This is a genomic window from Frateuria sp. (genome assembly GCF_035943815.1).
In the GTDB taxonomy this organism is placed as follows: Bacteria; Pseudomonadota; Gammaproteobacteria; order Xanthomonadales; family Rhodanobacteraceae; genus Frateuria_A.
The window spans coordinates 99,427-121,570 of sequence record NZ_DASZBU010000014.1 but is presented as its reverse complement, the minus strand read 5'-3'; the positions used below and the strand labels follow the sequence as shown (position 1 = coordinate 121,570).

The window sequence follows — 22,144 nt, the reverse complement described above, 5'->3', positions numbered from 1 at the left end:
GGCGCGTGGGTCGGGTAGGCCTGCCGCGGCGATGCGAGGCCGGCTCGTTGCCACAGGTACGGCGGCTGCGCGGCCATCAATCCCGCGCGGCCACTTCGTCGATGTGCCGCAGCAGGTCGGCCGGATCCTCGTAGACGCGGAAGGCGCCCGCGTGCTCCAGCTCCTCCTGGCCGTAACCGCCGGAGAGCAGGCCCACGCCCAGCGCATGGCAGCGCCGCGCCGCGAGCATGTCCCAGATGCTGTCGCCCAGCACCAGCGCGTGGCGCATGTCCGCGCCGAGCCGCTCGGCGGCGGCCAGGAACAGATCCGGATCGGGCTTGGCGTGGCGCACGTCGTCGCGCGTGACCACCGGCACCTTCGAGGGGTCCACGCCGAGCGCCTCCAGGTTGTGCGCTGCCGTCTGCATGCGGCCACTGGTGGCGATCGCCCACGGCAGGCTGGCCTCGGTGAGCCATGCCAGCAGTTCGCGCGCCCCGGGCAGCGGCCGCACGCCGCCGGTCTCGGCGCGCCGGGTGTACGCCTCGGCGTGCCAGCGGCGCAGCCGCGCCACGCGCTCCTCGGTGATCTCGATGCCGGTCTCGCGCAGCAGGATCTGCGTGAACAGCCCGCCGCTCATGCCGATCTTGCGATGGATACGCCACACCGAAAGCTCGATGCCCTCTCGGTCCAGCGCCTCCTTCCACGCCAGCACGTGCTGGTAGACGCTGTCCACCAGCGTGCCGTCGAGATCGAAAAGGAAGGCTGTTTTCGGGAGGCTCATCGGATGTCCGTGGAGGGTGGGGACCGCGACGGCCCTGATGATTGCAGCAGGCCAACCTCTGCGAGCCGTCGGCGCAACGCATCGCGCTGTTGCGGGCCAGGCCAGCCGACCACGGTCGCCGCCAACTGGCCGTGGCGCAACAGGTAGAACACCGGCGTGTCGAGCTCGTGCACGAACGGCAGTTCGCCCGCGGCGTTGAGGATGGCCAGACGCTGGGAGGGGTGGGCGCGGTTCCATGCCTCGAGCGCGTCGAAGTCGACGATGTCGCCGGGCGGCGCCACCCACTGCGCGTTGGCGCGGAACAACGCGCTCAGTTGCGGATCGGCGTCGATGTCGCGGGCGGCGGCCTGCGAGTAATGGCAACGCGGCGAGCCCAGCACGATCACCTGCGTGGCGTTGTCGAGCGTCAACCGCACCCGCCAGAGTTCGTGCCCGCCGTGCGCGATCCACACGCTGGGCCGGCCATCGCGCAGGTCGGAGGCGCTGCGCAGGGTGGGCGGCGCGGTGCGCCGCAGTACGGGGTAGGCCTCCAGCAGCGCACGGGCCTCGTCGCTGCGATGGGCGGCCAGCAGTGCGTCGTAGAAGGCGCTGGCGTGCGGGCGATCGATCCGGTCACGCCGGGCCAGTTCACCGAAGTCGCGGCGCAGGTCGGCGAGCAGGCCGGGCTGGGCGTGCGCCATGCGGGCCGTCGCGCGGAAAAGCAGTTCCACGTCGCGGCCGCCCAGCGAGGCCAGGCTTGCCTGCGACGGTGCGAAGGCCTGCACGTAGAGCGCGGCGGCCGAGGCCGTATCGCCCGGCGTCGCCGCCAGCCGATCGTAGGCCGCCTCCAGCGTGGCGCCTGGGCCATCCGACGGGCGCGGCCGGGTACGCGCGGGCAGTTCGGCGGCGTAGCCCTCCACGGCGAACAGCCGCAGGACCTGCCAGGCTTGCGTGCGGGTGAGGTCGTAGCGCAGATCGTCCGTGCCGAAGCCGCCCAGGCCGTGCTCGCTGAACGCCAGGGTGGCCAGGAAACGCTGCCGACCGGCGGCCGTCAGTGCGCCTAGCGGCGAAGTGGCGACGGGCGTGTCGCGCAGGTAGGCATCGAGCTGGGCGCGCGAGGCGATGGGCCTGGCGGGATAACGCAATGCCGGGGCCGGAGTGACCGCCTGCACGGGCGCCGCCGCCGCCGATGCCGGCGTGGCCGCGGCAAGGCACAGCAAAAGACAGATGGCGCGTGGACGGTTCATCGGCATCCCGAGTGAGTCACCCAAGGATACCGAGGGGGTGCGCAGCCTGCGTCTACGCCTGTGGCAGCAACGAGCGGCCGGAGCCCATCACCGCCAGCGCCGCCGCGCCGAGCAGGCCCGGTTCCGGGTGGAGCACGGCGACGGTGGGCACCTGGCGCATGGTGTCGCTGAAGCGGCCCTTGGCCTCGAAGCGCTGGCGGAAGCCGCCGCGCTGCAGCCAGGGCAGCAGGATGGGCAGCAGGCCGCCAGTGAGGAAGACGCCGTCCCAGCCGCCCAGGGTCAGCACCAGGTCGCCGGCGACGGAGCCGAAGATGCCGGCGAGCGTCTCGACGGTGCGCACGCACAGGGGGTCGGTCCCTGCGCTGGCGTGCGCGGTGATGTCCTCGGGCGCGTACTCCTGCGCTCGCACGCCGGCGATGTCGGCCAGCGCGGTGTAGAGGTTCACCAGGCCCGCACCGCAGATCAGCCGCTCGTTGGAGACGCGCCCGAAGCGCTCGTTGAGCCGGTGCAGGATCTCGATGTCCTCGCGGCTATGGGCGGCGAAGCCGGCGTGGCCGCCCTCGCTTTCCAGCACGCTGCAATGGCCGTCGCGGCGCAGCAGGCCGCCGACCCCCAGGCCCGTGCCCGGCCCCATCACCACGAAGGTCTGGTGGTTGCAGCTGTCCAGCTGCGGCAGCGGCGGTTCGCCGACCGCCTGCAGATGCTCCGGCCGCAGCAGCGGCACGGCCATGCTCTGCGCGGCGAAATCGTTGACCAGCCGCACCGAATCCATGCCAAGTTCCGCCTGTAACGCGTGCGCGGCGACCGCCCATGGGTTGTTGGTGATCTTCACCGTCTCGCCGTCGGCGATGCGCCCGGCGGCGGCGATGACCGCGCTCGGAGCGGTCAGGCCGGTATCGGCGAAATACCGGCGGATCGCGCCGGCCAGCGTGGCGAAATCGCGGACGCGGTAGCGGCGCACGCTGTCGGTCAGCAGGGGCTGCGCGCGAGTGACGTCGGCCAGGGCAAGGCGCACGTTGGTGCCGCCGAGGTCGGCGAGGAGGACGGGTGATGGGGTGTCGAAGCTCATGCAGTCGTTGTGCGGTGGGCGCAGCGTCGCGGGCGCGGCGGCAATCGGGGGAAGGTATCGGAAACCGGCTGGGCTGGCTACTTGCGGCCGCATCCGGAAGCCCGGGCCGCCCGGTCGGAACGCCGCAGCGGCCGGAGCGCGCAATGGCGCGGCGTACACTAGGGTTTTCCGTAGCACCGGACCGTCTATGACCTTCCCCGCCATCCGCATGCGCCGCATGCGCCGCGACGCCTTCTCCCGCGCGCTGATGCGCGAGCACACCTTGCTGCCGAGCGACCTCATCATGGTCGCGTTCGTGATCGAGGGCGAAGGCCGGCGCCAGAGCGTGCCGTCGATGCCGGGCGTGGCGCGGCTTTCGATCGACCAGCTGCTCGAGCTGGCCGGCGAATGCGTGCGGCTGGGGATCCCGGCGCTGGCGCTGTTCCCTTCGCCGGATCCATCGGTCAAGAGCGAGGATGCGGCGCAGGCGTGGAACCCGGACAACCTGATGCATCGCGCCACCCGCGCGCTGAAGGCCAGGTATCCGCAGCTCGGCCTGATCGGCGATGTGGCGCTCGACCCCTATACCACGCACGGCCAGGACGGCCTGATCGACGCGCACGGCTACGTGATGAACGAGCCCACCGTCGAGGCGCTGGTGAAGATGTCGTTGGCGCAGGCGGAGGCCGGCATGGATTTCGTGGCGCCTTCGGACATGATGGACGGGCGCATCGGCACCATCCGCGACGCGCTCGAGGCGGCAGGGCATATACACACGCGCATCCTGGCCTATTCGGCCAAGTACGCCTCCAGCTTCTACGGCCCGTTCCGCGACGCGGTCGGTTCGGCGGCGAACCTGGGCAAGGGCAACAAGCATACCTACCAGATGGACGTGGCCAACTCCGACGAGGCGCTGCGCGAGGTGGAGCTGGACCTGGCCGAAGGCGCCGACGCGGTGATGGTCAAACCCGGCATGCCTTACCTGGACGTGCTGCGCCGCGTGAAGGACGCCTTCGGTGCGCCGACCTTCGTCTACCAGGTGAGCGGCGAGTACGCCATGCTCAAGGCCGCCGCGCAGAACGGCTGGCTGGACGAGAAGGCGGTGGTGCTCGAATCGCTCACCGCGTTCAAGCGCGCCGGCGCCGACGCCATCCTCACCTATTACGCCATCGACGCCGCGCGCTGGCTGCGCGGCGAGTGACCGCTCGCGTGCGCGAAGCCAACCTCCCCGCGGTGTGTCTGGCCGCACGGGGCCGATGAGCTTCCGGCGCATGGAATAATCGCCTCTCCCTCCCTCGGCCGAGAGCGCGCATGGACAGCCATCACTTCCTCCAGACCGCGCTGGTGTTCCTGCTGGCGACGGTGATCGCCGTGCCGCTGACCAAGCGCTTCCGCCTGGGCTCGGTGCTGGGCTACCTGCTGGCTGGCGTGGTGATCGGGCCGCAGGTGCTGAGGCTGGTCAGCGACACCGCCGGCGTGGCGACCATCTCCGAGTTCGGCGTGGTGCTGATGCTGTTCGTGATCGGCTTGGAGCTCTCGCCGCAGCGCCTGTGGGTGATGCGCCGCGCGGTGTTCGGCACCGGCCTGATGCAGGTGCTGGCCTGCGGCCTGGCGATCGGCGCGGTGGGCTTCGCGTGGTTCGGGCTGAGCGGGGCGGCGGCGGTGATCGTGGGCGGCAGCCTGGCGCTGTCCTCCACTGCGTTCGGCCTGCAGATCCTGGCCGAGCGCAAGGAGGCCGGCTGGGCCTACGGGCGGCAGGCCTTCGCGATCCTGCTGTTCCAGGACCTGGCGGCGATCCCGCTGATCGCGGCGGTGCCGCTGCTGGCCAGCAGCGGCGGACAGGGCGTGGAGCTGGCCGGCGTGGCGCGCACGGTGGGCGCGATCGTGGCGGTGGTGGTGGGTGGGCGCTACCTGCTGCGGCCGGTGTTCCGCTTCGTCGCCAAGGCCGATGCGGTGGAGGTGTCCACCGCCACCGCGCTGCTGGTGGTGATGGGCACCGCCTGGCTGATGGAACGGGTGGGGCTGTCGTCCACGCTGGGTGCGTTCCTGGCCGGCGTGCTGCTGGCCGATTCGGAGTACCGGCACGAACTCGAATCGCATCTGGAGCCGTTCAAGGGGCTGCTGCTGGGGCTGTTCTTCATCAGCGTGGGCATGTCGATGGACCTCTCGCTGCTGCTGCGCGAGCCGCTGCGCGTGCTGGCGCTGGTCGCCGGGCTGCTGCTGGTCAAGGGCGTGCTGCTGTGGCCGCTGGGGCGGCTGGTCGGCAGGCTCGACCGCGGCGAGGCCCTGCGGCTGGCCGTGCTGCTGGCGTCCGGTGGCGAGTTCGCCTTCGTGGTGCTGAACCTGGCCGCCGGGCAGCGCGTGCTTGGTGGCGTAGTGCACAACCGGCTGGTGCTGGCGATCACCCTGTCGATGGCGCTGACGCCGTTGCTGGTGGCGTTCACCGGGCGACTGCTCGGCGCCCGGCCGAAGAAGGCCGTGCGCGAGTACGACACCATCGAGACCGAGACGCCCAAGGTCATCATCGCCGGCTACGGCCGCATGGGCCAGATCGTGGCGCGCGTGCTGCGCGCGCAGGGCATCCGCTTCGTGGCGCTGGACCATTCGGTGGAGCAGATCGACCTGGTGCAGCGCTTCGGCGGCTGGAACGACATCTTCTACGGCGACCCGGCGCGGCCAGAGCTGCTGCGCGCCGCGCAGGCGGACAAGGCCGAGGTGTTCGTGCTGGCCAGCGACGACCCGGAATCGAGCCTGAGCGTGGCGCGGCTGGTGCGCCGGCAGTATCCGCACCTGAAGGTCATCGCGCGTGCGCGCAACCGCCAGCACGTGTGGCGCCTGATGGATCTGGGCATCGACGAGCCGGTGCGCGAGACCCTGTGCGCCAGCCTGCAGATGACCCGGATGACGCTGGAGGCGCTGGGCACGCCGGCGGACGTGGCGGCCGCGCGGGTCGAGCGCTTCCGCCAGCAGGATGCCGAGCTGCTCAGGCGGCAATACCTGGTCTATGACGACGATGCGCGCATCGTGCAGACCACGCGCGAGGCGCTGGCCGACCTGGAGCGGCTGTTCGAGGCGGACGCCGAGCGCGAGCGTCCGGAGCCCTCCTCGCCCGGCTGAGCGATCACGCCAAGGCCGGCAGATCCGCCCCCCCCCGTCGACGAGGGAAAGCTCGATGGGGTATCGCGGACAGGTCGGGGAACAGGACGCCGCGGCAGCGTCAGGTGACGACGCCCGTCACTCCGCCGGTTGCGCCGGCTGGCGAAGCATCTGCCGTACGCTGGGCACGGCGTTGCTGCGCGCGGCCAGTTCATGGGCGATGTCGACGAGGCCCAGGTGGCGGGCGACGTCGGCCGGCGTGCGGCCGAAGGCGTCGCCAGCCTGGCGGTCCGCACCGCGCGCCAGCAGCACGCGTGCGGCCGGCAGCAGCGCATGCATGGCGCAGGCATGCAGGGCGGTGACGCCGCGCTGGTCGGCACGTTCCAGCCGCGCGCCGGCGTCCAGCAGCACCGGCAGCAGCGCGGCCAGATGGGTTGGGTCGCAGGCGGCGCCCGGCTTGAGCTGCGCGCCGAGCAGGAGCAGCAACGGCGTCTTGCCTTCGGCGTCGGCGTGGTTGACCTCGGCACCGTGCTTGAGCAGCGCGTCGAACAGGCGCCGCACGCGCAGGCTGTCGTTGTGCTCGAAGCCGAATTGCGCGGCGGCATGCAGCGCGTTGCGGCCGCGTGCATCCAGCGCATGGATGTCCGCACCGTGGGTCAGCAGGCGCTCGACGATCTCCGGATAACCCAGCGCCGCGGCCACCATCAATGCCGTGGTCTCGCCCGGCAGGCGTTGGTCGGTCGCCACGCCGCGCTCGAGCAGCAGGTCCACCAGCGCATCGCGGCGCGCGCCCACCGCGGCGGCGAGCGGCGTGACGCCGGTGTCGGCAGCCAGCGAGGGGTCCGCGCCGGCATCGAGCAGGCGTGTGGCGATCTCGCGGTGGCCGCCGCCGCAGGCATGCAGTAGCGCGGTGGCGCCCTGCGCATCGCGCGTGTCCACGGCGAAGCCCAATTCCAGCAGGCGCTCGACGGCAGTCAGGGCGCCGCTGCGGGTGGCGGCGGGCAGATCCGTGGCTGCGAGGGCACGGCGCGGGCGCAACCACTCGCCCCAGTCGAGCCAGTGCTGGATCGCGTCATGTTCCAGCGCCAGGCCGAGCGGCGTTTCACCGTTGGCGTCGGCTGCCTCGGCATCGGCGCCGTGGGCGATCAGCGCGCGTACCAGCCCCAACCCGCTTTCGCCGTGCTCGATGGCCGCGAACAGCGGCGTGCGGCCGCAGCCGTCACGCGCATCGGGGTTGCAGCCGCGCGCCAGCAGGGCGTCGAGCAGCGCGGCATGGCGGTGGCTGGCGGCCAGGTGCAGCGGTGTGCGCTCGCGTGCGTCCACACCGAACAGGTCGGCGCCGGCTTCCAGCAGCTTCAACGGCAGGGCGGCCCCCTGCACGCTGTCGCCCAGCGCGGCCAACGCCTGCGCCAGCAGGCCGCAACCGGCCGGCGAGGCGCCGGCCTTGAGCAGGTCGTCGACTGCCTCGGTCGCCGCGGGAAGCTGCGGCAGCAAGGCATCGAACAGGCGCTGCCCGGTAGCTCGATAGGTGCTCCCGGCGGCTTCGACCGGAGCCGGCAGGCGCGCCTCGGATGCCAATCCGTGTTCGAGCAGCCAATGCCGTGCGGCGCTCAGGCCGGGCGCGGACAGGTCCAGATAGAGTTGCGCCAGTTGCGCCTGCGGCCACCGGCGGGCGCGTTCGGCAAACGCGGCGACCGTGGCCCACTGGCCCTGGCGCAGCGCTTGGAGCAGGCGCACGGGCGTGTCCGCGTCTTCCTCGTCGTCGCTGTCCAGGCTCGAGGGCAGGGGCGACTGCGGATCGAGCAGTGCGACCAGGTCCCAGCGCCCGGCCGCGGCGGCGTGGTCGAGCGCGCTGCGGCCGTCGCCGCCGGTGCGTTTCGGATCTGCGCCCAGCGCGAGCAGTGCGCGCACGGTGCCTGCATGCGCACGCGGGGACTGGCAGGCGAGCGTCAGCGCGTCGCGGCCGTGGTTGTCGCGCGCCATGGCATCGGCGTGGGCGTCGGCCAAGGCCTGCACCAGCGAGCCGGCGCCGCTGCGAGCCGCTTCCATGAGCGCGGTGGAACCGTGGCGGTCGGCCAGGTTCGGGTCGGCGCCGGCAGCGAGCAGGGCGCGGGCGACCTGCTCGTGGCCTTCGGCGGCAGCGGCCATCAGCGCGCTGCGCTGGTGCGCGTCGGCGCCATCCACCGGCGCGCGATGCTTGAGCAGCAGCTTGACGCCCGCCGGATCGTCATCGGCGATGCCGGCGGCCGCGACCAGGGCAGGCTCGCCTTGGGCGGGCGCGGGCTTAGCGCCGTGCTCCAACAGGAATTTCGCCAGTGGCCAGTTGGCCGCGCGGCAGGCTGCGGCGAGCGGGCTGACCCCGGCCTTGTTGAGTGCGTTCACCGGCGCGGCCGCATCCAGCAGCATCGCCGCGACGATCGGCTCCTCGCTCAGCGCCGCGCCGTGCAGCGCCGTGTTGCCTTCGCCGTCGGCGGCGAGCGGACTGGCGCCGTTGGCGAGCAGGGTCATCACCGCTTCGGCGCGGCCATGCCAGCTGTCGCGGGTGGCCGCGAGCAATGCGGTGAGGCCGCCGCTGGCATGGTTGACGTCGGCACCCTTGGCGATCAGCGCGCGCAGCAGACGTGTGTCGGGCAGCAGGGCGGCCAGGGTGAGCACCGGGCGCTGGTCACGCTCGCCCGTGGCGGGCGCGGCGTTGGGATCGGCGCCGGCTTCGAGCAGGGCCATTGCGCGTTCGATGTCGCCTTCGCGAGCCGCCGCCAGCAAGGCCGCGTCCTGCCCCGGCGCGCCGGCGGTGCGCTCTTCCTCGCTGAGCGTGACCGGCCGCGGGGTCGCCGCCGGGAAGTCGGCCGGCAGGTGCACATCCTCGGCGCGGCGGCGCGGGCGCGTGCGCTCGCACAGCAGGGCGCGCAGCGTGCGGTTGGCGATCAGCAGGCAGCCCAGCGGCAGTACCGCCAGCCCGTAGACCACCAGCGCAGCTGTGCGCAGCTCGGTCGGCAGCACGCCGTAGAGGCCGGTGAGTGCGATGGCGCCGAAGGCCAGTACCAGCAGCATGAAGGAGGCTGGCAGGAAGTGGCTGAAGAAACGCTCCTCGCGCGCCAGGTGGCGCCCGAAGGCGAGGCTGCGCGCGGTCGCGGTGAAGATCCAGGAGCCCTCGCTCTGTGCGGGGTAAGCGTCGTCCCAGACGAACACCAGTCCGAATGCCGGCCACACGCGCCACAGCGCCACCAGCGCCACCACCAGCGCGGCAGCCAGCATCAGCGCGCCGCCGAGGCTGGGCAGCTGGTGCAGCAGCAGCATTGGCCAGGCGATCAGCAGGAACACCAGCGCCACGTAGCCGGTGAACATCACCAAGTGCGCGGCGCCCCGACGCAACACGGTGCGGCCGAAGCGCGGCTCGGGGTCGAAGCCGATCGCGTGGCAGACCGCCGCCATCGTCAGCGCATTGGCCAGCAGCAGCGGGATCAGCGCCAGCGGATGGACCCCGAGCGCGGCGATCGCCACGGCGGCCCATCCGGGCAGAAACCAGGCCGCTCCGCGGAGCAGGGAGGGCGGGCGGTGGCGCGTTCGGGGCTCAGTCATTGCGCCAGTATAGGAAGCGTCGAAGCGCCAGACGGTAACGTCGCGTTAACCACGGGGCCACAATCAGGCGTCGCGATCGTCCGGCATGGCGCGTTGCGCCTGGTTGGCCACGGCGAGCGTTTCCTGCGGCGGCAACTGCAGGTGCCAGCTCTGAGTGCGCAAATGGTCGAGCACGACGCGGCTGTCCTCGTGCGGCAGCCGGCGTTGCTCGTCCAGCTGCACCTCGAGCACGAAGCGCAAGTCGCCCAGCAACATCGAGAGCGACTCGGGAATCACGCCGAATTCGTCGCGTGCGGCGAGCCACACGTAGGTATCGGGCTTGCGCTGGCTGGAGTAGACGAAACAATGCATGGGCGGCTCCGATGGGCGGCGAGAGCGGGGGCGCGAAGGGTAGCAGCGTGTCGCGCAAATGCTGCGGTCGCACTTGCAAGCCCCTGGGTGGCTGGGCAGAGTGTCGCGCGGGGGCGTCAAACGCGCGTATGAAAAAAGCCGGCGACGACGATCCCGTGCCACCCCGAGCCGCGTCCAAGATAAGCAGGAGCAAGCAATGCCTATGTCTTTTCGTTCCCTCCCGGGCGTAGCCCGGCCCCTAGCGCTGGCCGCACTGAGCCTTGCCGTCGCCGGTGCGCTTGCGCTGCCAGAAGCCGCACACGCCAGCGCCTTCCAGCTGAAGGAAAACAGCGCCAAGGGCCTGGGCCGCGCCTATGCCGGCTCGGCGACCGCGGGCGGCGATGTCTCGGTGGTGGCCAACAACCCGGCGGCGATGAGCGACCTGGACGGCACCTATTTCCAGGCCGATCTCACCGCGATCAACTTCAGCGCCAAGTTCACCGGTGGCGCGCACGACGCGCTGGGCCGTCCGATCAGCGGCGGCAACGGCGGTGACGCCGGGACCACGCTGCCGGTGCCGGCGCTGGCCTTCGCCACCAAGATGAGCGATCGGGTCAACCTGGGCATCGCCCTCGACGTGCCGTTCGGTTTCCAGACCGAGTATGACCGCGACTGGGTCGGCCGCTACGACGCGATCAAGACCAAGTTGCAGTCGTTCGACAGCACGCTGTCGGCCTCGTTCAAGATCAACGACCAGTGGAGCGTGGGCGCCAGTGCGATCGCCGAGCGCACCAATGCCGACCTCACCAACGCAATCAACTTCAACGGCGTGGGCCTGGGCATCCAGCAAGGCATCGCCGCGCAGACGGCTGCCGGCATCGCGCAGATCCAGGCCGCAGCGGCAGCGGGGCAGATCCCGCCCGCGCAGGCCGCCGCGATGATCCAAGCCGCTGCGCAGCAAGGCCAGGCTGCTGCGGCCGGCGTGGCCGCGGTGACCCCGCAGGGCGCCGACGGCTACGCCGAGGTCAAGGGCAACAGCTGGGCCTGGGGCTGGCAGGTCGGCACGTACTGGAAGCCGACTGCGAACGATCGGGTCGCGCTGAACTACCGTTCGCGCATCACCCATGACATCGACGGCACCGCCAACTTCACCACCACACCAGGCTATGACCTGCTGCTGGCCAACCCGGCGCTGTCCGGCAGCATCCCGGCGTTCCAGCGCACCGCCGGCAAGGCGCGCCTAACCAACCCGGCGGTAGCCAGCCTGAGTTACTGGCACCAGGAGGAGAAGTTCGGCCTCGGTATGGACGTGGCATGGACACAGTGGAGCGTGATGCGCGCGCTCACCCTCAAGTACGCCAATCCGCTGCAGCCGACCACCACGCTGCCGTTCAACTGGCGTGACACCTGGTATGCCTCGGTGGGCGGCGAGTACTACGCCACCGACAAGCTGACCCTGCGCGCCGGCCTGGCGATCGACCAGGCGCCGATGAACGCCGCCAACCGGGACCCGCGCGTGCCTGATGCGGCTCGGCGCATGGCCACCGTCGGCATCGGCTACAAGGCGAACGACCACTTCGAGATCAACGCCTCCTACGCGCATATCTTCGTCAGCCATGCGGGCGTGAACGGAGCCGCCAGCGCGACTGGCGACGTGCTGGCCGGCAATTTCAACGACTACGGCAACCTGCTGAGCCTGTCGGCGCAGTACAAGTTCTGATCGGTTGCAATACGAGCCTCCCCGCGTGAGCGGGGAGGTTTTTTTTGCCCCTCGTCAGCCGTTGCGCAGCGGCTTGTCGCCGCGGTCGGTAGCGATGTAGTTGCCCTTGCCTTGCGGCTCGCGCAGCGGCGAAGGGTGATCGGGCTGCTCGCCGATGCCGCTCTGGCCGGCGGGGCGCGCGCGATAGTCCGGCTGCGCCTTGTCCGAGGAGTGCTCGCGGCGCGATCGGTCGACTTTCTCTGCGTTCGCCGATCAGGCGTTGTCGCGTGGTTTCAGCTGCGCGCCCTTGGGCTCGCCGCCGCCTGCGTCGCCTTGGGGGCCGGCGTCGACGCCCGCAGGATCCGGGGCGGGCTCGTCGTGGGGAAGATGCGATCTGGGCATGGCAGGCTCACTGCGATGATCCGCGTGCAGTGTCGCCAGCGCACCGTCGCCGGCGCGCAAGCACGGTTGCGGGCGTGCCTTTAGCCGTGGCGCAGCAACAGTTCCAGCATGCGCCGGAAGCGCGGACCGTAGGGCGGGCGCAGCAGCCCCGCGCCGCTCCAGCGCGATTGCGCGAACACCGGCTTGACGTGCGAGAACGTGTCGAAACCGGCCCTGCCGTGGTAGCCGCCCATGCCCGAGGCACCCACGCCGCCAAAGGGCAGGCCGTGCTGGGCGATGTGGTAGAGCGTGTCGTTGAGCGTGACGCCGCCGGCCTGGGTAGCCTGCAATACCCGCTCGATCACCCTGCGGTCGCGCTCGAACAAGTACAGCGCGAGCGGGTGCGGCCGAGCGGCGACGTAGTCGATCGCCTGCTCCAGCGTATCGTAGGCGACCAGGGGCAGCAGCGGCCCGAAGATCTCCTCGCGCATCACGGCCGCGTCCTGCGGCACGTCCAGCAACAGCTGCGGGGGAAACAGGCGGAGCGCGGGATCCTCGCTCGCCGTGCCAAGCGTCTGGACGTGGGCACCGGCGGCGGCCGCCTCATCGCGCAGCCGCACCATCCGCGCGAAGTGGCGCTCGGAAACCAGGCTGGCGTACTGGCGGTTGCGCGCCAGGTCGGGATAGAGCCGGGCCGCCGCCTCGCGCGCGGTGGCGACGAAGTCCTCCACCCGTGCGCGCGGCAACAGCACGTAGTCCGGCGCGATGCAGGTCTGCCCGGCGTTGACCAGCTTGCCGACCAGGATGCGCTCGACCGCCTGCGCAAGATCGGCCCCTGGTCCCACGATCGCCGGCGACTTGCCGCCCAGTTCCAGCGTCACCGGCGTGAGGTTGGCCGAAGCCGCGCGCATCACCTGGTGGCCCACCGCGGTCGAGCCGGTGAACAGCAGGTAGTCGAACGGCAAGGCGGTGAACGCCTGCGCCACGGCGGCATCGCCGGTCACCACCACCACCTCGTCATCGGCGAAGCTGCGCGCCACCTGCTCGGCAAACAGTGTCGAGAAGCGCGGCGTGTACTCGCTCATCTTGACCATCACGCGGTTGCCGGCTACCAGCGCATCCACCAGCGGGCCGACGGCGAGGTACAGCGGATAGTTCCACGGCACCACGATGCCGACCACGCCGCGCGGCTGCGGCAGCAGGCGGTTGCGCCCCGGCAGGAAGGCCAGCCCGGTCGGTGCCCGCCGCGGCCGCATCCAGCGCTTGCCGCGACGCAGGGCGTAGCGGATGGCCGACAGCGCGGGAAACAGCTCCAGCAACTCGGTCTCCTCCACCGGCCGCTGGCCGAAGTCGGCATCGATGGCCCGGGCAAAGGCGCCGCGTTGCTCGCGCAGCATGCGCGCGAGGCGGTGCAGGCGATCGGCGCGCACGTGCCACGACGGCTGGGGATCGCGCGATTGCGCCTCGCGCAGGCGGATGAGTGTTGCGTCCAGTGGAAGCGCTTGGCCGTGCATCAGGCGACCTGGCGGCGGAAGTCGCCGAAGAGGGCTTGGTCGACCCGAACGAAATACTGGCGCGTCCGCCGCACTTGGTTGTGGAAGCGGTTGGCAGCGCACTTGAGCGCGGCGTTGGTGATCGCCGCGGGCAGCTTCAGTTCGCGCGCGATCCAACCCGAGACCTCTGCGGGTTTGGCCGAGCCGCCGAGTGCACGCAGACAATCAAGTAGCGGGCCCATCCATCGGACGAACTCGGCCAGGCCCTTTTTTCGTACGGACATGTGGAAGCCCTCTTGGCCCACAAACCGTACTCGCGCCACCCGTGCCAGGCAACGGCACGGGCGGCGTCGGCATCACTCGCCGATGGTCAGCAGCGAGGCGTTGCCGCCGGCAGCGGTGGTGTTGATGGTGAGCGTGCGTTCGCCGGCGAAGCGCAGCAGGTAGTGCGGGCCGCCCGCCTTCGGGCCGGTACCCGACAGCGCCTCGCCGCCGAAGGGCTGCACGCCGACCACCGCGCCGATCTGGTTGCGGTTGACGTAACAATTGCCCACGCGCGCGCGGCTCTGGATGAACTGCACGGTATCGTCGATGCGGCTGTGGATGCCGAGCGTGAGGCCGTAGCCGGTGGCGTTGATCTGGTCGATCACGCTGGAGAGCTCGTTGGCTTTCCAGCGGATCACGTGCAACACGGGGCCGAAGATTTCGCGGGTCAGCGTCTTGAGCGAGGGGATCTCGTAGGCGCGCGGCGCGAAAAAGGTGCCGTGGCCCGTGGTCGCCGGATCGAGCGGGACCTCGGCGATCTTCGATGCTTCCTTGTCCATGCGCGCAGCGTGCTCGACGAGGATCTTAAGCGCGTCGGCATCGATTACCGGGCCGACATCGGTGGAGAGCAGTCCCGGATCGCCGACCTTGAGCTCGGCCATCGCGCCGGCGAGCATGCCGATCACCTTGTCGGCGATGTCCTCTTGCACGAACAGCACGCGCGCGGCCGAACAGCGCTGGCCGGCGGACTGGAAAGCGGCGGAGATGACGTCCTTGACGATCTGCTCGGGCAGGGCAGAGGAGTCGGCGATCATCGCGTTCTGGCCGCCGGTCTCGGCGATCAGGGCGGCGATCGGCGCGTTGCGCGAGGCGAGCGCGCGGTTGATCGCCCAGGCGGTTTCGGTCGAGCCGGTGAAGGCTACGCCGGCCACGCGCGGGTCCTTGGTGAGCGCGGCGCCGACCACGGCGCCGTCGCCCGGCAGGTACTGCAGCACCTCGGCGGGGATGCCGGCCTCGTGCAGCAGCTTGACCGCCATGTAGCCGATCAGCGAGGTCTGTTCCGCGGGCTTGGCGATGACGGCGTTGCCGGCGGCGAGCGCGGCGGAGACCTGGCCGAGGAAGATCGCCAGCGGGAAATTCCAGGGGCTGATGCAGACGAACACGCCGCGGCCGTTCAAGAACAGCTGGTTGCTCTCGCCGGTCGGGCCGGGCAGCTGTTCCGGCTGGCCGAACAGCCGGCGCGCCATGGTGGCGTAGTAGCGCAGGAAGTCGGCCGCCTCGCGGATCTCGGCGATGGCGTCGGGCAGGCTCTTGCCGGCCTCGCGCACGCACAGGGCGATGAATTCGCCGCGGCGCGCCTCGAGCTGGTCGGCGGCGTGCTCCAGGATGGCGGCACGGCTGGCGGCCGGCAGGCGATCCCAGCCGGGCTGTGCGGCGACCGCGTTGGCCAGCGCCTTGTCGGCCATGGCGGCGTCGCCGGCGACATAGCTGCCGATCACCTGGCGGCGGTCGGCCGGGTTGGTGACCTGCACGCTCGCACCGCCGGCGTTCGCGCCGCCCGGTACCAGCGGGGTGGCCTGCCACGGGCCGGCATGGCTGTTGACCGCGTCGGCGAGCGAGCGGAGTTCGTTGTCGTTGGAGAAGTTCACGCCCATGGAATTCTTCCGAAGTTCGCCGTACAGGTTGACCGGCAGGGGAATGCGCGGGTGGGGAATCGAAGCGAAGCTGCGCACCGTCTCGCACGGGTCGGCGACCAGTTCGCGCACCGGCAGGCTCTCGTCCACCACACGGTTGACGAAGCTGGTGTTGGCGCCGTTCTCGAGCAGGCGACGTACCAGGTAGGGCAGCAGGTCTTCGTGCGTGCCGACCGGCGCGTAGACGCGGCAGGGCACGTCCAGGTTCTGCGCGCCGATCACCTCGGCGTACAGGTCGGTGCCCATGCCGTGCAGGCGCTGATACTCGAACGGCCGCCCCTTGGACAGGTGGTGCACGGCGGCGATGGTGTGCGCGTTGTGCGTGGCGAACTGCGGGTAGATCAGTTCCACGCCGGCATCGAACAGCTTGCGCGCGCAGGCCAGATAGGAAACGTCGGTGTTCGGCTTGCGCGTATAGACCGGGTAGCCGGCAAGGCCGCTCTCCTGCGCGCGCTTGATCTCGGCATCCCAGTAGGCGCCCTTGACCAGGCGCACGTACCAGAGCCGGCCGGTGGCGCGGGCCGTCTCGATCAGCCAGTCGATCACGAACGGGGTGCGCTTCGAATACGCCTGCACCACTATCCCCAGGCCGTTCCAGCCCTGCAGCGAGGGATGCGCGAAGACGTCGCCGATGATGTCCAGCGACAGCTCCAGGCGGTCGGCCTCCTCGGCATCCACCGACAGCGCGATACCTTGCTTCATCGCGAGCTGGGACAACTCCAGCAGCTTGGCGGTGAGGTCGCGCCGCGCGCTCGCGCGGTTGGCCACCTCATAGCGCGGGTGCAGCGCCGAGAGCTTGACCGAGATCGACGGTGCGACGGTGTGGTTGGCGAACGGGCCGCGGGCACCGATGCGCGCGATCGCGCGGCGGTAGTCCTCCTGGTAGCGCTCGGCCGTCTCGGCGGTGAGCGCGGATTCGCCCAGCATGTCGTAGGAATAGCGGTACATCGCGTATTCCTTCTTCGCGCAGCGGTCCAGCGCCTCGTCGATGGTCCGGCCCATCACGAACTGGTGGCCCATGATGCGCATTGCCTGGCGCACGGCCAGGCGGATCGCCGGCTCGCCGGCGCGCGCGACCAGGCGCTTGAGCGCACCGGTGAAGTCGTGGCGGGTTTCCTCGGCCAGGTTGACCAGCTTGCCGGTGAGCATCAGGCCCCAGGTGCTGGCGTTGACGAACAGCGACTCGCTCTGGCCCAGGTGCTTCTTCCAGTCGGCATCGCCGAGCTTGTCACGGATCAGCTTGTCGGCGGTGACCTTGTCCGGGATGCGCAGCAGCGCCTCGGCCACGCACATCAGCAGCACGCCCTCCTCGGAGGAGAGGTCGTACTGACGCATGAAGGACTCGACCGCGCTCTGATCCCTGGCGCGGGCGCGCACGCGGCTGACCAGGTCGGCGGCCAGGTCGATCACCTGCTCGCGCTCGACGGCGGGCAGCGTGGCCTGGGTCAACAGGTCATTGACCGCCTCGGTCTCGTCGCGCAGCCAGGCCGCGGTGATGCGTGCGCGGGCCGGCTCGGCGCCGGCGGGGAGTTCGGGGCTGAGGATGGGTTCGATCACGGGATGTTCGTCGGGAACCGCCGGCGCGGCGGGGAGCCGGCGATTGTACGCCCCGCATGCAGGCGCACGCATCCGTGTGCGGCGGCACGCCCTCGGACTGATGCGCTTCCGCCGCGGCCGTCCTGCCGGAAACGAGCGGTGACCGGAGCGGCAGCCATGCATTACGCACCGTGCGGTGGGCGTCCACCGGTCGCTGCCGCTCGTTTCCCGGCACCATGATCCAGGTCAGTCGGGTGCGACATTCTTGCCACCTTGCGATGCGGCAGCCTATCATTCCGCTGTTCCAGGCACGCCGGATCCCCATGATCGTGCTTCGACCAGCTGCCGCCGGCCTGCCGTGCGTGACGATGTGGCTTCGGCCCAATCGCGCACTCAGCCGACGCGGACTGCGTCGCTTGATCGTGGTTCTGGCGGCCTTGGCGCTGACGACGGCCGGGTTGGGCGCGTGGCAGGGGAATGTGTTCGCTCCGCTGTTTGCCCTGGTCGAGTCCTGCGCGATGGCCCTTGCCCTGAGGCAGGCCTGGCGCGCGGGTGACCGCAGCGAACGCATCACCTTCGACGCCTCGTCGCTGGAAGTGCGCTCGCTGCCCGGGCGACGCCGCGCCTGCTTCCAGTCCTACTGGGTGCGTGTGCGGCTGGCGCCGGGCAATGGGCACGACCGTCTGCTGCTGGGGTCGCATGGACGCGAGCTGGAGATCGGAGCTTTCCTCGCCGAGGAGGAACGCGCCGAGGTGGCTGGAAAACTCAAGGTGCTGCTGGCCGATGTGCAAGGCCAGCCGTGCAGGTAGCTACAACAAAGGTGCAGGACATGACATCTGGCGGCATCAGGTTCAAGGCATGGGCGGCAGCAGCCTGTGCGCTGTTCGGCGGGGCGGCGTGGGTTAGTACGGCGTGGGCCAACCCTCAGCCGGGCCAGCTCAACATGACCCGCGGCGTGACCGAGTGGTCGTCCGAGCCTTACTTCCTCAACAACGTCGCACTCGGCGTGTGCATCGTGATCGGCGTCCTGGTGTTCGGCGCGATGTTCATCGCCATGTTCCGCTTCCGCAAATCGCGGGGCGCGGTGGCGGAGAAGTGGTCGCACAACACCATGCTCGAAGTGGTGTGGACCACCATCCCGGTGATCATCCTGATCATCCTGGCGTGGATGGCCACCGGGGGCCTGACTTCCTTCGCCGACACCACCGGCTCGCAGATGACCGTCAAGGTCACCGGCTACCAGTGGAAGTGGCGGTACGACTACGTCGACTACCAGGGCAAGGCGATCGACAAGGTCGGCTTCATGTCCAAGCTCGACGAGCAGAGCAACGAGACCCGCCAGCTCGACTCCGGCCTGGACCCGCGCGCTGTCAAGGTCGGTGACGAGAACACCTACCTGCTCAACGTGGACAAGCCGCTGGTAGTCCCGGTCGACACCAAGATCCGCTTCGTAATCACCGCTGGCGACGTGATCCACTCCTGGTGGGTGCCGGCGCTGGGCTGGAAGATGGACGCGATCCCGGGCATCGTCAACGCGGCCTGGACCAACATCAAGGTGCCCGGCACCTACCGCGGCCAGTGCGCCGAACTCTGCGGCCAGGACCACGGCTTCATGCCGATCGTGGTGAAGGCGCTGCCGAAGGCCGAGTTCGCCCGCTGGCTGGCGCAGCAGGAAGCCGCCACCAAGGCGCCGCCGGCCACGCCAGCGACGCCGATGCCCGCGAAGGCGTCGACCGCCGCGGCACCGGCCAACCCGGCTGCAAAGACCGCGGGCAAGCAGGGCTAAGGCTCCGCCCGTCCATCCGCTTTCCAAGTATTCGCATTAGGTAGAGGTGCAAGGCCATGGCCCACGCAGCGACCCACGATCACCACGACGAGCACCACGGCGCGCCGTCGAATTTCTTCACGCGCTGGTTCATGTCCACGAATCACAAGGACATCGGCACGCTGTACCTGATCTTCTCGCTGACGATGTTCTTCATCGGCGGCAGCTTCGCGATGGTGATACGCGCCGAGCTGTTCAAGCCGGGCATGCAGCTGGTGCAGCCGTACTTCTTCAACGAGATGACCACCATGCATGCGCTGGTGATGATCTTCGGCGCGATCATGCCGGCCTTCGTGGGCCTGGGTAACTGGATGATCCCGTTGATGGTCGGCGCGCCGGACATGGCGCTGCCGCGCATGAACAACCTCTCGTTCTGGATCCTGCCGTTCGCCTTCGCGCTGATGCTGTCCACGCTGTTCATGCCGGGCGGCGGCCCGGCCGGCGGCTGGACGATGTATCCGCCGCTGTCGCTGCAGAGCGATTCGCTGCCCTACGTCGTGTTCGCGATCCACCTGATGGGCATCAGCTCGATCATGGGTGCGATCAACATCATCGCGACCATCCTCAACATGCGCGCGCCGGGCATGGACCTGCTGAAGATGCCGGTGTTCGTGTGGAGCTGGCTGATCACCGCGTTCCTGCTGATCGCGGTGATGCCGGTGCTGGCCGGTGCGGTCACCATGCTGTTGACCGACAAGTTCTTCGGCACCAGCTTCTTCAACGCCGCCGGCGGTGGCGATCCGGTGCTGTACCAGCACGTGTTCTGGTTCTTCGGCCACCCCGAGGTGTACATCATGATCCTGCCGGCGTTCGGGATCATCTCGGAAGTGATTCCCACGTTCTCGCGCAAGCCGATCTTCGGCTACAAGGCGATGGTGTTCGCGATCGCCTCGATCGCCTTCCTGTCGTTCATCGTGTGGGCGCACCACATGTTCGCGGTGGGCCTGCCGCTGGGCGCCGAGATCTTCTTCATGTACGCCACCATGCTGATCGCGGTACCCACAGGCGTGAAGGTGTTCAACTGGGTGTCCACGATGTGGGGCGGCTCGCTGACGTTCGAGACGCCGATGCTGTTCGCCATCGCGTTCGTCATCCTGTTCACCATCGGTGGCTTCTCCGGCCTGATGCTGGCGCTGGTTCCGGCCGACTTCCAGTACCACGACACCTACTTCGTGGTGGCGCATTTCCACTACGTGCTGGTGACCGGCGCCGCGTTCGCGATCATGTCCGGCACCTATTACTGGCTGCCCAAGTGGTGCGGCCACATGTACAGCGAGTTCTGGGGCAAGATGCACTTCTGGAATTCGGTGGTGTGGGTGAACGTGCTGTTCTTCCCGCAGCACTTCCTGGGCTTGGCCGGTATGCCGCGCCGCATCCCGGACTACAACGTGGCCTTCGCCAACTTCAACATGGTCAGCTCGATCGGCGGCTTCCTGTTCGGTGCCTCGCAGCTGATCTTCCTCGGCGTGATCATCCACGCGGTGTTCTTCTCCAAGAAGAAGGCGCCCGACCGGGTGTGGGAAGGCGCGCGCGGCCTGGAGTGGACGGTGCCTTCGCCGGCCCCGCACCACACCTTCGCGCTGCCGCCGGTGATCCATGATGAAGAACTGGCCCACGGCCACGTCGATGAGTGATGCAACGGGCGCACCCGTCCTGGCGGCGGGTGCGTCGGGTGGGCGCGAAACGATGAAAGGGCAGGCAAAAGACCGGGAGCCGTCGTACCGGACAGGCGTGCGGCGCACGCTCTGGATCGCCGGAACGATCGCGGTGGCGTTTTTCCTGCTCTCGATCCTGAGCATGTTCAAGATCGGCTAGTTAAGGGTTTTTCCCCGGCGCGCCGCGGCGCGTCGGCAGCAGTTCCCCGTGTGGCATGGCGGGGATGGAAGCAAATCAAGAGATATCCACGGGGATCACTCATGGGTCAGCAGCAAGGCGCTTACTTCGTACCGGCCAAGAGCCAGTGGCCGATCGTGGCCGCGGTGGTCATGTTCATCACCGTACTCGGTGCCGCGCATTGGTTGAATGCCGCGCCGGGCGAAGCGGGCTTCGGCAAGACGGTCATCACCATCGGCTTCATCGGCATCCTGCTGATGTTCTTCGGCTGGTTCCGTTCGGTGATCCATGAATCGCTGGCCGGCCGCTACGACGCCCAGGTGGACCGCTCGTTCCGCATGGGCATGATGTGGTTCATCTTTTCCGAGGTGATGTTCTTCGCGGCTTTCTTCGGCGCGCTGTTCTACACCCGCATGTTCTCGGTGCCGTGGCTGGGCGGCGCGGGCCACGGCGTGCTGACCCACCAGTTCCTGTGGAGCGACTACGCCGCAGCGTGGGGCGCCGGCGGCGGCAACGGACCGGCCAACATCGGCGGCAACTTCCAGACGGTGGCGCCGTGGGGCCTGCCGCTGCTGAACACGCTGATCCTGCTTACCTCCAGCGTCACCGTGACCATCGCGCACCATGCGCTGAGGGCCGGCCATCGCAACAAGGTTCTGGTGTTCCTGGGGCTGACCGTGCTGCTGGGTGCGACCTTCGTGTATGCCCAGGCGCACGAGTACATCGAGGCCTACAAGGAGCTCAACCTCACCCTGCACACCGGCGTGTACGGCTCGACCTTCTTCATGCTGACCGGCTTCCACGGCCTGCACGTGACGCTGGGCACGATCATGCTGGCGGTCATCTGGCTGCGTGTGCTCAAGGGCCACTTCACCCCGGAGCATCACTTCGGTTTCGAGGCGGTGGCGTGGTACTGGCACTTTGTGGACGTGGTCTGGCTGGGCCTGTTCATGTTCGTCTACATCCTCTGAGCGACACCACGCTCCGCAGAGCAAAAAGCCCGCCGGATGGCGGGCTTTTTATTTGGACGCCGGACCGGGGGCGACGTGGGCGGTCGTGCACTAAATGTCGCGCTCGCGGCCCCGGCCGGCGCCGCCGGCTACAATTAGCGGCCGACGCCATGGGGCTGCAGCCAGCCCATCCAGATGCCCAGCATGATCATGGCGATCAGCACGATCGACAGGCCGATGCGCCGGGTCAGCGCCCAGGCGGTGCGTTTGCTGCCGTCCTTGTCGGTCATCATGAAATAGAGCGCCTGGCCGAGGTTGAACACCACGATCAGGAACATGATCACCAGCGCGATTTTGTAGATGGTTTCCACGTGAGCGGTCCGAACGACTTCCGAGCCGGCAGTATAGCCACGGCCGCCGAGGCCTCCCC

17 protein-coding genes are annotated in these 22,144 nt (G+C 69.5%); 8 read left to right on the top strand and 9 right to left on the bottom strand.

Features of this window, described 5'->3' with window-relative positions:
• Positions 1-76 precede the first annotated feature (76 nt).
• Genes VGU65_RS09910 through glk form a run of 3 tightly spaced genes read right to left on the bottom strand, consistent with a single transcriptional unit; the run spans position 77 to position 3,055 of the window.
• Positions 77-760 (bottom strand): HAD family hydrolase, encoded by a 684-nt coding sequence (locus tag VGU65_RS09910; RefSeq protein WP_327475245.1) that lies wholly within the window; start codon positions 758-760, stop codon positions 77-79.
• Positions 757-1,986, bottom strand: coding sequence for a hypothetical protein (locus VGU65_RS09905; protein ID WP_327475243.1), 1,230 nt, complete (start codon positions 1,984-1,986; stop codon positions 757-759). The genes VGU65_RS09910 and VGU65_RS09905 overlap by 4 nt, the downstream gene beginning before the upstream one ends.
• Before the next feature lie 52 nt (positions 1,987-2,038).
• Positions 2,039-3,055: a glucokinase gene (gene glk / locus VGU65_RS09900; protein WP_327475241.1), complete on the bottom strand. Its 1,017-nt coding sequence runs from the start codon at positions 3,053-3,055 to the stop codon at positions 2,039-2,041.
• A 187-nt stretch (positions 3,056-3,242) separates the two neighbouring features.
• On the opposite strand from glk, the gene hemB reads away from it, so the two are divergent.
• Positions 3,243-4,235, top strand: a complete 993-nt coding sequence (gene hemB, locus VGU65_RS09895; RefSeq protein WP_327475239.1) for a porphobilinogen synthase — start codon at positions 3,243-3,245, stop codon at positions 4,233-4,235.
• A 110-nt stretch (positions 4,236-4,345) separates the two neighbouring features.
• The gene (locus tag VGU65_RS09890) at positions 4,346-6,151 is read left to right on the top strand and encodes a monovalent cation:proton antiporter-2 (CPA2) family protein (RefSeq protein ID WP_327475237.1); all 1,806 of its coding nucleotides are present in this window, start codon (positions 4,346-4,348) and stop codon (positions 6,149-6,151) included.
• Between the two features lie 117 nt (positions 6,152-6,268).
• Here the strand turns inward: VGU65_RS09890 and VGU65_RS09885 are convergent, their stop codons facing one another.
• Complete coding sequence (locus VGU65_RS09885) at positions 6,269-9,709, bottom strand: ankyrin repeat domain-containing protein (protein ID WP_327475235.1); 3,441 nt, start codon at positions 9,707-9,709, stop codon at positions 6,269-6,271.
• Positions 9,710-9,772: 63 nt separating this feature from the next.
• The gene (locus VGU65_RS09880) at positions 9,773-10,060 is read right to left on the bottom strand and encodes a YcgL domain-containing protein (RefSeq protein ID WP_327475233.1); all 288 of its coding nucleotides are present in this window, start codon (positions 10,058-10,060) and stop codon (positions 9,773-9,775) included.
• A gap of 202 nt (positions 10,061-10,262) precedes the next feature.
• Between VGU65_RS09880 and VGU65_RS09875 the strand changes: the two genes are divergently transcribed.
• Positions 10,263-11,759 (top strand): OmpP1/FadL family transporter, encoded by a 1,497-nt coding sequence (locus tag VGU65_RS09875; RefSeq protein WP_327475231.1) that lies wholly within the window; start codon positions 10,263-10,265, stop codon positions 11,757-11,759.
• 461 nt (positions 11,760-12,220) lie between these two features.
• Here the strand turns inward: VGU65_RS09875 and VGU65_RS09870 are convergent, their stop codons facing one another.
• The 3 genes from VGU65_RS09870 to putA all read right to left on the bottom strand — a co-directional run bounded on the left by VGU65_RS09870 (position 12,221) and on the right by putA (position 17,127).
• Positions 12,221-13,633 carry a coniferyl aldehyde dehydrogenase gene (locus tag VGU65_RS09870; protein WP_327475229.1) on the bottom strand — a complete coding sequence of 471 codons (1,413 nt, stop codon included), beginning with the start codon at positions 13,631-13,633 and terminating at the stop codon, positions 12,221-12,223.
• A complete protein-coding gene (locus tag VGU65_RS09865; RefSeq protein WP_327475227.1) occupies positions 13,633-13,896 on the bottom strand; it encodes a hypothetical protein in 264 nt (87 codons plus the stop codon). The genes VGU65_RS09870 and VGU65_RS09865 overlap by 1 nt, the downstream gene beginning before the upstream one ends.
• 72 nt (positions 13,897-13,968) lie before the next feature.
• A complete protein-coding gene (putA, locus tag VGU65_RS09860; protein WP_327475225.1) occupies positions 13,969-17,127 on the bottom strand; it encodes a bifunctional proline dehydrogenase/L-glutamate gamma-semialdehyde dehydrogenase PutA in 3,159 nt (1,052 codons plus the stop codon).
• A 347-nt stretch (positions 17,128-17,474) separates the two neighbouring features.
• On the opposite strand from putA, the gene VGU65_RS09855 reads away from it, so the two are divergent.
• The 5 genes from VGU65_RS09855 (at position 17,475) to VGU65_RS09835 (ending at position 21,735) form a co-directional block, all read left to right on the top strand.
• Entirely contained in the window at positions 17,475-17,915 is a 441-nt protein-coding gene (locus VGU65_RS09855; protein WP_327475487.1) for a DUF2244 domain-containing protein, read from the top strand.
• A gap of 20 nt (positions 17,916-17,935) precedes the next feature.
• Positions 17,936-18,892, top strand: a complete 957-nt coding sequence (gene coxB / locus VGU65_RS09850; RefSeq protein ID WP_327475223.1) for a cytochrome c oxidase subunit II — start codon at positions 17,936-17,938, stop codon at positions 18,890-18,892.
• A 56-nt stretch (positions 18,893-18,948) separates the two neighbouring features.
• A complete protein-coding gene (gene ctaD, locus VGU65_RS09845) occupies positions 18,949-20,565 on the top strand; it encodes a cytochrome c oxidase subunit I (RefSeq protein WP_327475221.1) in 1,617 nt (538 codons plus the stop codon).
• Entirely contained in the window at positions 20,528-20,746 is a 219-nt protein-coding gene (locus tag VGU65_RS09840; RefSeq protein ID WP_327475220.1) for a hypothetical protein, read from the top strand. The genes ctaD and VGU65_RS09840 overlap by 38 nt, the downstream gene beginning before the upstream one ends.
• 101 nt (positions 20,747-20,847) lie before the next feature.
• Positions 20,848-21,735 carry a cytochrome c oxidase subunit 3 gene (locus VGU65_RS09835; protein ID WP_327475218.1) on the top strand — a complete coding sequence of 296 codons (888 nt, stop codon included), beginning with the start codon at positions 20,848-20,850 and terminating at the stop codon, positions 21,733-21,735.
• Positions 21,736-21,869: 134 nt separating this feature from the next.
• Here the strand turns inward: VGU65_RS09835 and VGU65_RS09830 are convergent, their stop codons facing one another.
• The gene (locus tag VGU65_RS09830) at positions 21,870-22,085 is read right to left on the bottom strand and encodes a twin transmembrane helix small protein (protein WP_327475216.1); all 216 of its coding nucleotides are present in this window, start codon (positions 22,083-22,085) and stop codon (positions 21,870-21,872) included.
• Between the last annotated feature and the right edge of the window lie 59 nt (positions 22,086-22,144).